Origin of the sequence: Novosphingobium anseongense, from assembly GCF_037482895.1 — a bacterium.
Classification (GTDB): domain Bacteria; phylum Pseudomonadota; class Alphaproteobacteria; order Sphingomonadales; family Sphingomonadaceae; genus Novosphingobium; species Novosphingobium anseongense.
In genome coordinates, this window is sequence record NZ_JBBHJZ010000001.1 from 1230099 (window position 1) to 1241905 (window position 11807).

An 11807-nucleotide genomic window follows, 5' to 3' on the forward strand; every position below is an offset into this window, starting at 1 on the left:
CGGGCGTTATCCGCAGCGATGACCGATCACGCGCCCCTCCCCCACTCCACCCACGGCTGGCGCATCGACCCGCGCCACGCGCTGATCGCCGGGCTGCTGTGCTGGGCGGGTTTCGCCGCGATGGCCGTGCTGATGCAGAGCGGGAGGATGGGCACTTTCGACGCGGCCGGGCTCAAGCTGTGGCGCGATCATGCCAATCTCGGACTGCCGCGCGGTCCGGGCTGGCTGATCGAGGCGGTGCGCGACTATACCGCGCTTGGCGGATTGCTGCTGCGCCACCTTTTCGCGCTCGCGGCCGTGGGGGCGCTGCTGTTCCTGCGGCTGCGCCGCGAGGCCGTGCTGTTCGCAGCCACGGTGATGAGCGGCTGGCTGGTCGGCAGCGCGCTCAAGGCGCTGTTCGGCCGCGCGCGGCCCGACATCGTCCCGCACCTGATGGCGGTCGACGGCGCGAGCTTTCCGAGCGGACATTCGTTCAACGCCGCCGTGGTCTATGTTGCGATGGCGCTGGCCTTTGCTGCGCTGAGCCCGCTTCGGCGCTTGCGCTGGACCTTGATCGGCTGCGCGCTAGCCCTCACCTTCCTGGTCGGACTGAGCCGGGTCTGGCTGGGCGTGCACTATCCCAGCGACGTCGTGGCCGGCTGGCTCGGCGGTACGGGCTGGGCCTTTCTCGCTTCGGCCGTTTTGTATCGGCCGGCAGCGATGGTGGCCGAGGCCGGAACTTAGAGCTCCGGCCCACCCTCCGTCACCGTCCAAGTCTGGCCCTTGGCGAGCAGCTTGGCGAGGTCGGCGGACTTGCCCGAATTGACCGTGCGATCCTGGCCCAGCAGTTCCTGCTCGAAGGTCGGCCGCGGGTCGTCGTAGAGTACGCCCAGAGCCATCGGGAACGGCCCGAAGGGCATCTCGACCAGCATATGCGCGATCGCACGGTTGGTCACGTCATGGACGATCACGCCCGCCGCCTGCCAGTCGCCATCGACGACGTCGACGACTTCGAGATGCAGGTGATCGACGTTGAGCGCGATGCCCTTGATCGGTCCGGTCTTGGGATTGCCGAACAGCATCGGCTCGCCGTTCTTGAGCCAGAGCTGGCTGGCCTCGGCGCCCTTGGGGGCAGCGAAGTCCTCGAACACATCCTTGTTGTAGACGATGCAGTTCTGGAAGATCTCGACGAAGGCCGCGCCCTGGTGCGCGTGGGCCGCCTTGAGCACGCCCGAAAGTTCCTTCGACACGTCGAAGCCGCGCGCCACGAAGCGCGCGCCGGCGCCGAGCGCGAAGGCCGCGGGCTGCGCCGGGCGATCGACCGAACCGACCGGCGAGGACGGCGACGGCGTGCCGAGGCGGCTCGTCGGCGAATACTGCCCCTTGGTCAGACCATAGATCTCGTTGTTGAACAGCAGGATCTGGCAGTTCAGGTTGCGACGCAGGATGTGCATCGTGTGGTTGCCACCGATCGACAGGCCATCGCCGTCACCGGTGACCAACCAGACGTCGAGTTCGGGATTGGCGAGCTTGATACCCGTCGCGAAAGCCGGCGCACGACCGTGGATCGTGTGGAAGCCGTAGCTCTCGACATAGTAGGGGAAACGGCTCGAGCAGCCGATACCCGAGACGAACACGGTGTTCGCCGGATCGGCACCGATCTCGGGAAGCGTGCGCTGCACGGCCTTGAGGATCGCGTAATCGCCGCAACCCGGGCACCAGCGGACTTCCTGATCCGACTCCCAGTCCTTGAGAGTGGTCTGGATGGGGGTCATGTCGTTCATGGATTCACTGCCTTGGTGCTGGGGAGCTGGGTGTCGTCGGCATCGACTTCACCGCTCTCGTCATAACCGTTGAAATAGGTCGCGATGGCGTCCTGGATTTCGGCGATGGTGAAAGGCTGCCCGCTGGTCTTGGTCAGAGGCTTGGCATCGACCAGGTACTGGTCGCGCAGCACGGTCTTGAACTGGCCCGTGTTCATCTCGGGCACCAGCACGTGATCGTAGCTGTGCAGCAGTTCACCCAGGTTCTGCGGCAGCGGCCAGATGTGACGGACGTGGACGTGGCTGACGTCGAGGCCCTTGGCGCGCATGCGGCGCACCGCCTGGTGGATCGGCCCGAAGGTCGAACCCCAGCCGACGACGACCATCTTGCCGCCAGCCTGGCCGAGCGCGACGTCCTGATCGGGGATCGACTTGGCGATGCCGTCGATCTTGGCCTTGCGCGCGTCGGTCTGCGTCTGGTGCGCGAGCGGCGAGTAATCGATGTTGCCGGTGTCGACCGCCTTCTCGATGCCGCCGATGCGGTGCATCAGGCCCGGCGTGCCCGGCTTGATCCAGGGACGCACGCCCTTCTCGTCGCGCTTGAACGGCAGGACCACACCGTCTCCGTTCTTCTCTTCGAGGAATTCCACGGGGAACTCTTCGAAAGAAGCGGGATCGGGCACCTTCCACGGCTCGGCCGCATTGGCGATATAGCCATCGGTCAGCAGGATCACCGGGGTCATATACTGCACGGCGATGCGGCAGGCCTCGATCGCGACCTCGAAACAGTCGGCCGGCGAGCGCGCCGAGATCACGGGGATCGGGGCATCGCCGTTGCGGCCGTAGACCGCCTGGTAGAGGTCCGACTGCTCGGTCTTGGTCGGCAGGCCGGTGGAAGGACCGCCGCGCTGCGAATTGACGATGACGAGCGGCAGCTCGGTCATGATCGCCAGGCCCATCGCTTCGCCCTTGAGCGCGATGCCCGGGCCCGACGACGAGGTGACGCCGAGCTGGCCGGCATAGGAAGCGCCGATGGCGGCGCAGATCGCGGCGATCTCGTCTTCCGCCTGGAAGGTCGTGACGCCGAATTCCTTCATCTTCACGAGGTTGTGAAGGATCGCCGAGGCCGGGGTGATCGGATAGCCGCCGAAGAACATCGGCAGCTTGGCCAGCTGAGCGCCCGCGACGAGACCATAGGACACTGCCTCGGCGCCGTTGACCGTGCGGTAGAGGCCCGCCGGGCTTTGCGCCGGCTCGATGCTCAGCTTCTTGAGCGGGCCGGCCAGTTCGGCGGTTTCACCATAGGCATGGCCAGCGTTGAGCGCGGCAATGTTGGCGTCGGCAAGGATCTTCTTGTCGCCCTTGAACTTGGCATTCAGTCCGTCGATGATCGGCTGGCGATCACGGTCGAACATCCAGAGCGCCAAGCCCAGCGTCCACATGTTCTTGCAGCGCAGCGCATCCTTGTTGCCAAGGCCGAAGGGCTTCACGGCTTCCACGGTCAGAGCGGAGATGTCGAAGGCCAGCAGGTCCCACTTAGCGAGGCTGCCGTCCTCGAGCGGATTGACCTCGTACTTGGCCTTCTCGAGGTTGCGTTTGGTGAACTCGCCGCTGTCGGCGATGATCAGGCCGCCAGCCTTGAGCGCCGGGGCGTTGGTCTTCAGCGCTGCCGGGTTCATCGCCACCAGCACGTCGGGCTGATCGCCCGCAGTGGTGATCTCGGTCGAGCCGAAATTGATCTGGAACGCCGAGACGCCGAACAGCGTGCCCTGGGGCGCGCGGATTTCCGCCGGGAAGTCCGGGAAGGTCGCCAGGTCGTTGCCAGCAAGCGCGGTGGAAAGCGTGAACTGACCGCCGGTCAGCTGCATGCCGTCGCCGGAATCGCCGGCGAAGCGCACCACCACCGCTTCTGGAACGTCATTCTCGTGCGGCTTTGCCGCTTCGTCACCTTCGGCCAAAATCGTTGCCATTATCGTCCTCTATGGCGTCGGTCTGTTTCCTGCCGGTCGCCCTAGGCTGCCCGTGCGGAAGCACAATCCAGAAAAACTGTCAGGTGACAAAGTCGCCATCACCCACATAGTTTTGCAAGACGCCGCAGGCGCAGCCTAGTCAAGCAGCAATGCAGGCCATATGGGTATGGCCAACCGTTTGTGCCCGGAAAGATAACCCATGCCCGAGTCCCGATCCTGTTTCCCGGCACGGACCGTGCGGCGCGCGCGATGAACGATTTCACCGCACTGCCCTATCGTCCCTGCGTCGGCGTCATGCTGGTCAACGGCGACGGGCAGGTCTTCGTCGGCAAGCGGATCGACAACAAGGAAGGCGACGCTTGGCAGATGCCGCAGGGCGGCGTCGACGAGGGCGAGGAGCTTCGCCCCGCCGCACTGCGCGAGCTTGCCGAGGAAACCGGCGTCAGCGAAGACCTGGTGACGATCATCGCCCAGTCGCGCGAGGAGTTGCTCTACGACCTGCCCGACGAACTGATCGGCAAGCTTTGGAAGGGCAAGTACCGCGGCCAGCGCCAGACCTGGTTCCTGTTGCGCTTCGCCGGCAGCGACGCCGACATCGATCTCGAAGCGCACGATCCGCCCGAGTTCGAAGCGTGGAAATGGGTCGCGCCCGAGACGCTTCCGGACATCATCGTGCCCTTCAAGAAGCGGGTGTATCGTACGGTTCTGGAAGAGTTTCGCGATCTGATTTGAAAATGGATCCTCCCCTGCAAGGGGAGGATCGACCTAACTCAGTTCTCGCTGACCACCGGTTGTGGCTTGACCGCATCGGCCGAGACCACGCGCGGCGGCGGACCCTTGGCGATCACTGCCGACAGCGTGCGCGTGGCCTCGCAATTGCTGCCGCACAGGCCCTCGAGCCGGCTGAGGTTGCGGCGCGCCTTCTCGATTGCGCCCTTCTCGGCCAGGGCCGCGCCCTCACCCGAAATCGCCTGGACGTTGCTCGGCTCGGCCTTCAACGCTTCGCGGTAATAGTGGAGCGCCTTGCCCTGCATGCCCTGGCGGCGAGTCGCCTCGGCCAGGTCGAGCAGGATCTGGATATTGCCTGGCTGGACCGTCAGCGCCGCCTCGTAGGCGTCGACCGCTTCGTTGACTCGGCCGGCGGAAAGCTCGCTCCGGCCTTGGGCCAGCAGCGCAGAAGCGCGCGGATCGAGCGGTTTCGCCGGCGCGGAGAAGCTGACACTGGAAGTTACGGCGACGAGCAGAGATAGAGCAAGTGCAGCAGGCGTATAGCGCATCAACAGGTCCTTGGCCGAAGTAGCGGTCATGGGCATTTCCGTGACAGTTAGCAGCTTCGGGTTAAGATCGCGACGAAAAATCCGTCGGTTCCGTCGTGAAACGGGCTCAGTCGCAGGCCTTGACCACGCGGGCGGCCCGCCGGGAGATGCGGCAGCGCCGCCGACCAGTCCCGATGGCGCGCGAGGAAGCCGTCGATCTGACGGGCGCCCTCGACGTCGAGCAGCGAGCAGGTGACGTAGACCAGTCGACCGCCGGGCCGCACCAGCATGGCGGCCAGATCGAGCAGCCGCGCCTGAAGCGCGACATAGCGCGCGAGCTGGGCTTCGGTCAGTCGCCAGCGCGCCTCGGGATTGCGGCGCCAGGTGCCGACGCCCGAGCACGGCGCGTCGACGAGCACCGCGTCGGCCTTGCCCTGCCAGACGGCCAGTGCCTCGCCCTCGCGTCCGGCGTCGAGCAGCACGGTCTCGACGATCGACACCCCGGCGCGCTCGGCGCGCGGCATCAGGCGCGACAGGCGGGCGCGATCGGCATCGCTGGCGATCAGGCACCCGCGGTTCGCCATCGCCGCGGCGAGCGCCAGGGTCTTGCCCCCCGCCCCGGCGCAGAGATCGATCACGGTTTCGCCCGGCTGCGCCGCCAGGGCCTCGCAGGTGAGCTGCGAGCCGGTATCCTGAACCTCGATCCGGCCAGCCTGATAGGCCTCCCACTGCTCGACGGGCGTACCGAACGGCAGGCGCAGGCCCTGCGCCGCGACGGTCGGCTCGACGGGAAGCGGCAGTTCGATCGTCGCGCGATCGGCCTTGAGCGTGTTCACGCGCAGGTCGAGCGGAGCGCGCCCGAGCAAGGCCGCGGCTTCCTCGGCGACGACACCGCTGTCGGCCAGGGACTCTTCCAGCCAGGCGGGGGCTATGCCCGGCCGCGCGACGGGCTCGTCAGGTGTTATGGGTTCCGGGGCATGCCGCTCGCCATCGAACAGCGCCGCGAGCGCCGGATCGTCCTGCGCCAGCAGCAGCAGGGCCGCCCGGCCGCTTTCGGGAATCTCACCGCAGGCCCGGATCGCGGCATAGGCGAGCTCACGCACCGCGCGCCGATCGCCGCTGCCGGCGAAGCGGCGCGACTTGAACCAGTCCGAGATCAGGCGATCGGCCGGCGCGCCGTTGCTGCGCGCGGCCTCGATCACCAAGTCGAGAACCTCGATCGCCGCCTGGACCCGCGCGGCGGGCGTCATCGCCGCTTACCGCGACGGATAGTTGGGCGCCTCGCGCGTGATCGACACGTCGTGGACGTGGCTCTCGCGCAGGCCGGCATTGGTGATGCGGATGAACTGCGCCTTGGTGCGCAGGTCGTCGATCGACTGCGAGCCGGTGTAGCCCATCGCCGCGCGGATGCCGCCCACAAGCTGGTGGATCACGTCCTTGGCCGGACCCTTGTAGGGCACTTGCCCCTCGATACCCTCGGGCACGAGCTTCATCTGGTCCTTGATGTCGCCCTGGAAATAGCGGTCGGCCGAGCCGCGGCCCATCGCCCCGACCGAGCCCATGCCGCGGTACGACTTGTACGAGCGCCCCTGGTAGATGAAGGTCTCGCCCGGCGCCTCCTCGGTGCCCGCGAGCATCGAACCGATCATCAGCGACGACGCGCCCGCAGCAAGCGCCTTGGCGGCGTCGCCCGAAGTGCGCAGACCGCCATCGCCGATCACCGGCACGCCCGACTTCGCCGCTTCGGCCGCGGCTTCCATGATGGCGGTAAGCTGCGGCACGCCGACACCGGCCACGATGCGCGTGGTGCAGATCGAGCCCGGGCCGATGCCGACCTTGACCGCATCGGCGCCCGCATCGATCAGCGCGCGCGTCGCTTCGGCCGTCGCGACGTTGCCGGCAATGACCTGAACCGAATTCGACAGCTTCTTCACGCGATCGACCGCGCGGGCCACGTCCTTGTTGTGACCGTGGGCCGTGTCGATGATGACGACGTCGCATTCGGCGTCGAGCAGCGCTTCGGTCCGTTCGAAGCCCTTGTCGCCCACGGTCGTCGCCGCGGCAACGCGCAGACGACCCGATGCGTCCTTGGTCGCATTGGGGAAGTTGACCGCTTTCTCGATGTCCTTGACCGTGATCAGGCCGATGCAGTGGAAGCTGTCATCGACGACCAGCAGCTTTTCGATCCGGCGCTGGTGGAGCAGGCGGCGCGCTTCTTCCTGGCCGACACCGAGCCCCACCGTGGCGAGGTTCTCGTGCGTCATCAACTCGCGCACCGGTTGCGCGGGATTGGCCGCGAAGCGCACGTCGCGGTTGGTCAGGATACCGACGAGCTTGCCACTGGCCTCGACCACGGGGATGCCGCTGATGCGGTTCGCCTGCATGATCGCCTGGGCCTCGCCCAGGGTCGCGTCGGGCGTGATCGTGATCGGATTGACCACCATGCCGCTCTCGAAGCGCTTGACCGCGCGGACCGCGGCGCACTGTTCCTCGACCGTGAGATTGCGGTGAAGCACGCCGATGCCGCCGAGTTGCGCCATGACGATCGCCATGTCGGCCTCGGTCACCGTGTCCATTGCCGAGGAGATGACGGGGATGTTGAGCCCGATCTCGCGCGTCAGACGGGTCCGCGTATCGGCCTCGCTCGGCAGGAAGTCGGACTCGGCCGGACGCAGTAGGACGTCGTCGAAAGTCAGGCCGAGAGGGATGTCCATGGTGCCACTGCGCCTTTCGCGGTTGGATTCGTGGCGGCCCATGTAATCAAGCCCGCCCGATATCGCTAGGGCTGAATTGGCCTCGAGACCGTTGCGGCCTACTTCGCCCTCTCGCTCCGCCTCGGAACGCGCCGCAGATCGGCGAACCAGCGGCCGAGCGCGACTTGGAAGGCGACGTCCTCGGCCGCGCCGCCCAGTTCGATCGTCTGCGTCAGATCGTCTTTGGGCCGATGATAGCCGCCCTCGAAGAAGCTTTCGAGCCGCGCCATGTCGCCATAGGCGCTGGTGACCATGACCGCCGGGATATCGTGCTGGTGCAGCGCCCAGCCGTCCTGGCGGCGAACATAGGCTTCGATGCCGTCGCTCGTGACGAGCTTGCGCTTCTGCCGCTTGGCCACGGCCGCGATCTGCGCGTCGAGCGAGGTCATGCCCTTGCCGACGATCGCGACTGGCGTGCCCGCGGGGGCGATGGCAAAACTGTCGATGTTGAAGGCAGCGACGATCTGTCCCAGCGGCAGTGGCGGATTCTCGGCAAAGGCATGGGCACCGAGCAGACCCAGTTCCTCGGCGGTCGTCGCGAGAAAGTAGATGTCGCGATCGGCCTGCGGCATCCGCACCAGACGCCGCGCGGTCTCGGTCAGGACGGCGATGCCGCTGGCGTTGTCGATCGCGCCGTTGCATATCTGGTCCTCGGCCGGTGGCTCGCCGCAGCGGCCGAAGCTGTCCCAGTGGGCGAGAAACAGCACGGCGCCGGCGTCGGGACGGCGCCCCGGGATCTTCCCGATCAGGTTGTGGGTGCGGATCGTCGTTTCACTGCTCGTCGCCTCGATCGTAGCGGTCAGGTCGAGCAGTTGCGCAGCGAAATCGGGGGCGGCCGCGGCCTTTTCGAGTGCGTCGACGCTGCGGCCGCTGCCCTGGAGCAGCGCAGCCGCGCCTTCGCGGGTGATGAAACCCTCAAGATCGCCGCCGACGGCATCATCGGCCAAGGCATAGCCCGAACGGCGGCGGCGGGCGGCGACGCTATCGAGCGTTCGGTCGCCGTCGAGCACGGTCAGCACGGCCGAGGCGCCCGCGGCAAGCAGCGCGTTCTGCCGCTCGCTGTCGTCGATCCCAGCGTCGAGCAGCAGCGCGACGCGCCCTGCGAGTTCGTTGCGCGAGGACACCGTGCCGGGATTGCGATAGGCCATCCCCTTGCCGACGAAGAGCAGCGGCGCGTCCTTGACCATCGAGCGCCGGCCAGAGGTCAGCATCAGCATCGCATCGCGCGGGACGTACTGCCGGCGCCCCTTCCGCGCGAATATTGCCGAGGACGAGGCCGGCTCGCGCGCGATCAGCGTGACCGGCGCGAACCATTCGTGTCCTGGAGTATTGGTACCCGAGACGAGACCGATGTTGAACCATTCGCGCGCCAGATAGCGCAGGGTCTTCGCCTCGCCGTCGGTGCCCGGCTCGCGCCCTTCGAAATCGTCGCTCGCCAGGACGCGGATGTGCTGCATCAATTGGGCTTCGAGGACGGTGTCGCGACGCGGCGCAGCGAGGCTAGCCGACGACAGGCCGAGACCCGTCATCAGCATGCAACCGACGATCGCAAGCCTGCCCCTGTTCATCCGGCCAAATTACAGCATCGTCTAACGTCAGCAAGATTTATGACTGTTAACCAAGAGGTTTTATTCCGCCGTCCAACCACCATCCATGCTCATGTTGGCGCCCGTCACATTGGCTGCGGCCTCGCTGCACAGAAACAGGGTCATGGCTCCGATGTCGCTCGGCTGGACGAACTGCTTGGTCGGCTGACGCACGAGCAGCACGTCCTCGATCACCTGCTCGCGCGTAAGACCGCGCGCCTTCATCGTATCGGGGATCTGGTTCTCGACCAGCGGCGTCCAGACATAGCCGGGGCTGATGCAGTTCGCGGTGACACCGTCGGTCGCGAGTTCGAGCGCCAGCGTCTTGGTCAGCCCGGCGAGCCCATGCTTGGCCGCGACATAAGCGGATTTGAACGGCGAAGCGGTCAGCGAATGGGCGGACGCAACGTTGATGATCCGCCCCCAACCTGCCTCCTTCATGTGTGGTACGGCAAGGCGGCTCGTGTGAAAGGCCGCGGTCAGGTTGAGCGCGAGGATCATGTCCCACTTTTCGACCGGAAAGTGCTCGATCGGCGCGACGTGCTGCATACCGGCGTTGTTGACGAGCACGTCGACCGGACCCGCCCCCGCCATCAGCGCCTCGACACCCGCGCGCTGCGACAGGTCGCCCGCGACATGGCGCGCCGAAAGCTCGTCGCAGAGCGCCGCAATGGCTTCAGCCTCGCCGAAACCCGATAGCACGATTTCGGCACCCTCGGCACGCAGGGCCCGCGCAACGGCAAGGCCGATGCCCGAGGTCGAACCGGTAACGAGGGCGCGTTTGCCTTTGAGGAACATGCTCGACTCCATGGGGTTGTGAGCTAGAATTGCAGACTGTCTCGCACCTGCGGAATGATCTGCGCAAGTGCGGCAAGGGAGGAAAAAGGCCGATGCGGCTCGACGATTTCGATCCTCGTGACATCAACGTCGAGGATCAGCGCGGCGGCATGCTGCCGATCGGCATGGCCGGCGGCAAGATTGGCTGCGGCACCCTGGTTATCGCGCTGATCGCGGCCTTGGTGTTCGGAGTGGATCCCACGCAATTGCTCGGCGGGCTCGAACAGTCGCAGCAGCAATCGACGCCGATGCAGCCGCAGGGCGCGCCCAAAAGCCTGAGCGAAAGTTGCTCGGTCGATGCGGTCAGCCGCGAGACCTGCAACGCGCTCGCCTCGCTCAACCGCACCTGGCAGCCGATCTTCGCGCGGTCGAACGTGCAGTTCCAACAACCAAAGCTGGTGTTCTACTCGCAGATGGGCCGCTCGGGCTGCGGCGCCGCGCAGAGCGCGATGGGGCCGTTCTACTGCCCCAGCGACAACGGCATCTACATCGACACCGATTTCTACCGCGAGATGGAACAGAAGCTCGGCGCCGGCGGGGACTTCGCGCGTGCCTATGTCATGGCGCACGAATACGGCCACCACGTCCAGACCCTGACCGGCCTGTCGCGCCAGGTGCGCAGCGCGCAAGAGCAGAGCCCGCGCGAGGCCAATGCATTGCAGGTGCGCATGGAGTTGCAGGCCGATTGCTATGCCGGCGTCTGGGCCGCCAAGAACAAGGACCGCATCGAGTCCGGCGACATCGAAGAAGGCCTGACTGCGGCGAGCTCGATCGGCGACGACACGCTGATGAAGAATGCCGGCCAGCGCGCGAATCCGGAAAGCTTCACCCACGGTTCAAGTGCGCAGCGCATGCAATGGCTGCGCAAGGGACTCGAAAGCGGGAACGAGGACGCCTGCGACACGTTTGCCGATCTGAGACGGTAGGACGGGTCGTGTCGCGACGACGCCGCGCCGATGGAACCCTGACGAACAAGCCGGTTGGAGATTCGCATGCGTAAGATGAACTGGCTCGCGTTTTCGGCATTTGCCTTGGCGGCTTCGCCGGCGATCGCCGAGCCGGGTGTCGCCGATCGGCCCGACAAGCCGATCATGCAGAAGGATGTGACCGCCAAGGACGTGGTCTCCACGCCGGCGACCGATCTCAACCTCAAGAAGGACGAGATTCCGGCGCTACTGCTGGCAGCCGAGGAGCGCCCCTATACCCTGACCGGCCTATCCACCTGCCGCCAGCTGGCGACCGCCATCGGCGAACTCGATGCCATCCTCGGCGAAGACGTCGACGTGCCGCAGACCGAGGGCCGACGCACCACGCCGGGCCGCGTCGCGCAGTCGGTGGTCGGCTCGTTCATCCCCTTCCGCGGCTTGATCCGCGAGGTATCGGGTGCCAACAGCCGCGATCGCGCGCTGCAGGCGGCGATCCTCTCGGGCGTCGCGCGGCGCTCGTTCCTCAAGGGCATCGGTCAGGGCAAGGGCTGCCGCTATCCGGCACGTTCGGCGACGCTCGACGTGTTCAACGCGCGAATGGCCGCGCTCGAAGAGGGCAAGGAACCGGCGCGCGCGCGACCGGCCGATGCCGAGCCTGTGAGCACGCGCGGCGACACGCGCGCGGTACGCTACGTCTCCCGCCCGATGGTCCAACGCGCCGACTGACGCGCGCCTGT

The 11807-nt window shown here is 66.6% G+C and carries 11 protein-coding genes; 4 read left to right on the forward strand and 7 right to left on the reverse strand.

The features are described from left to right. Positions 1-18 precede the first annotated feature (18 nt). Complete coding sequence (locus WG901_RS05915) at positions 19-723, forward strand: phosphatase PAP2 family protein (RefSeq protein ID WP_339586079.1); 705 nt, start codon at positions 19-21, stop codon at positions 721-723. Here WG901_RS05915 and WG901_RS05920 read toward each other — a convergent pair. Both WG901_RS05920 and WG901_RS05925 read right to left on the reverse strand, forming a co-directional pair. Continuing rightward, the gene (locus WG901_RS05920; RefSeq protein ID WP_339586080.1) at positions 720-1763 is read right to left on the reverse strand and encodes a 2-oxoacid:ferredoxin oxidoreductase subunit beta; all 1044 of its coding nucleotides are present in this window, start codon (positions 1761-1763) and stop codon (positions 720-722) included. The genes WG901_RS05915 and WG901_RS05920 overlap by 4 nt on opposite strands. Beyond that, a complete protein-coding gene (locus tag WG901_RS05925) occupies positions 1760-3712 on the reverse strand; it encodes a 2-oxoacid:acceptor oxidoreductase subunit alpha (RefSeq protein WP_339586081.1) in 1953 nt (650 codons plus the stop codon). Before WG901_RS05925 ends, WG901_RS05920 begins: the two co-directional genes overlap by 4 nt. Before the next feature lie 249 nt (positions 3713-3961). On the opposite strand from WG901_RS05925, the gene WG901_RS05930 reads away from it, so the two are divergent. Then, positions 3962-4444: an RNA pyrophosphohydrolase gene (locus tag WG901_RS05930; protein WP_339586082.1), complete on the forward strand. Its 483-nt coding sequence runs from the start codon at positions 3962-3964 to the stop codon at positions 4442-4444. 38 nt (positions 4445-4482) lie between these two features. Here WG901_RS05930 and WG901_RS05935 read toward each other — a convergent pair whose 3' ends face one another. The 5 genes from WG901_RS05935 to WG901_RS05955 form a co-directional block, all read right to left on the reverse strand. Next, positions 4483-5025: a tetratricopeptide repeat protein gene (locus tag WG901_RS05935; RefSeq protein ID WP_339586083.1), complete on the reverse strand. Its 543-nt coding sequence runs from the start codon at positions 5023-5025 to the stop codon at positions 4483-4485. Between the two features lie 11 nt (positions 5026-5036). After that, entirely contained in the window at positions 5037-6218 is a 1182-nt protein-coding gene (locus WG901_RS05940; protein ID WP_339586084.1) for an RsmB/NOP family class I SAM-dependent RNA methyltransferase, read from the reverse strand. 6 nt (positions 6219-6224) lie between these two features. Then, complete coding sequence (gene guaB, locus WG901_RS05945) at positions 6225-7682, reverse strand: IMP dehydrogenase (protein WP_339586085.1); 1458 nt, start codon at positions 7680-7682, stop codon at positions 6225-6227. Positions 7683-7780: 98 nt separating this feature from the next. Further along, the gene (locus WG901_RS05950) at positions 7781-9256 is read right to left on the reverse strand and encodes a M28 family peptidase (protein ID WP_339586086.1); all 1476 of its coding nucleotides are present in this window, start codon (positions 9254-9256) and stop codon (positions 7781-7783) included. A 93-nt stretch (positions 9257-9349) separates the two neighbouring features. Then, the gene (locus WG901_RS05955; RefSeq protein WP_339586087.1) at positions 9350-10105 is read right to left on the reverse strand and encodes a 3-hydroxybutyrate dehydrogenase; all 756 of its coding nucleotides are present in this window, start codon (positions 10103-10105) and stop codon (positions 9350-9352) included. Positions 10106-10197: 92 nt separating this feature from the next. On the opposite strand from WG901_RS05955, the gene ypfJ reads away from it, so the two are divergent. Together ypfJ and WG901_RS05965 are read left to right on the forward strand one after the other, a co-directional pair. After that, a complete protein-coding gene (ypfJ, locus tag WG901_RS05960; RefSeq protein ID WP_339586088.1) occupies positions 10198-11070 on the forward strand; it encodes a KPN_02809 family neutral zinc metallopeptidase in 873 nt (290 codons plus the stop codon). Positions 11071-11136: 66 nt separating this feature from the next. Then, positions 11137-11796: a hypothetical protein gene (locus WG901_RS05965; protein WP_339586089.1), complete on the forward strand. Its 660-nt coding sequence runs from the start codon at positions 11137-11139 to the stop codon at positions 11794-11796. Positions 11797-11807 lie beyond the last annotated feature (11 nt).

Coding starts and splice junctions, on each gene's coding strand:
- WG901_RS05915 (WP_339586079.1), top strand. CDS start 19: ATGACCGATCACGCGCCCCTCCCCCACTCCACCCACGGCTGGCGCATC.
- WG901_RS05920 (WP_339586080.1), bottom strand. CDS start 1,763: ATGAACGACATGACCCCCATCCAGACCACTCTCAAGGACTGGGAGTCG.
- WG901_RS05925 (WP_339586081.1), bottom strand. CDS start 3,712: ATGGCAACGATTTTGGCCGAAGGTGACGAAGCGGCAAAGCCGCACGAG.
- WG901_RS05930 (WP_339586082.1), top strand. CDS start 3,962: ATGAACGATTTCACCGCACTGCCCTATCGTCCCTGCGTCGGCGTCATG.
- WG901_RS05935 (WP_339586083.1), bottom strand. CDS start 5,025: ATGCCCATGACCGCTACTTCGGCCAAGGACCTGTTGATGCGCTATACG.
- WG901_RS05940 (WP_339586084.1), bottom strand. CDS start 6,218: ATGACGCCCGCCGCGCGGGTCCAGGCGGCGATCGAGGTTCTCGACTTG.
- guaB (WP_339586085.1), bottom strand. CDS start 7,682: ATGGACATCCCTCTCGGCCTGACTTTCGACGACGTCCTACTGCGTCCG.
- WG901_RS05950 (WP_339586086.1), bottom strand. CDS start 9,256: ATGCTGATGACGGGTCTCGGCCTGTCGTCGGCTAGCCTCGCTGCGCCG.
- WG901_RS05955 (WP_339586087.1), bottom strand. CDS start 10,105: ATGTTCCTCAAAGGCAAACGCGCCCTCGTTACCGGTTCGACCTCGGGC.
- ypfJ (WP_339586088.1), top strand. CDS start 10,198: ATGCGGCTCGACGATTTCGATCCTCGTGACATCAACGTCGAGGATCAG.
- WG901_RS05965 (WP_339586089.1), top strand. CDS start 11,137: ATGCGTAAGATGAACTGGCTCGCGTTTTCGGCATTTGCCTTGGCGGCT.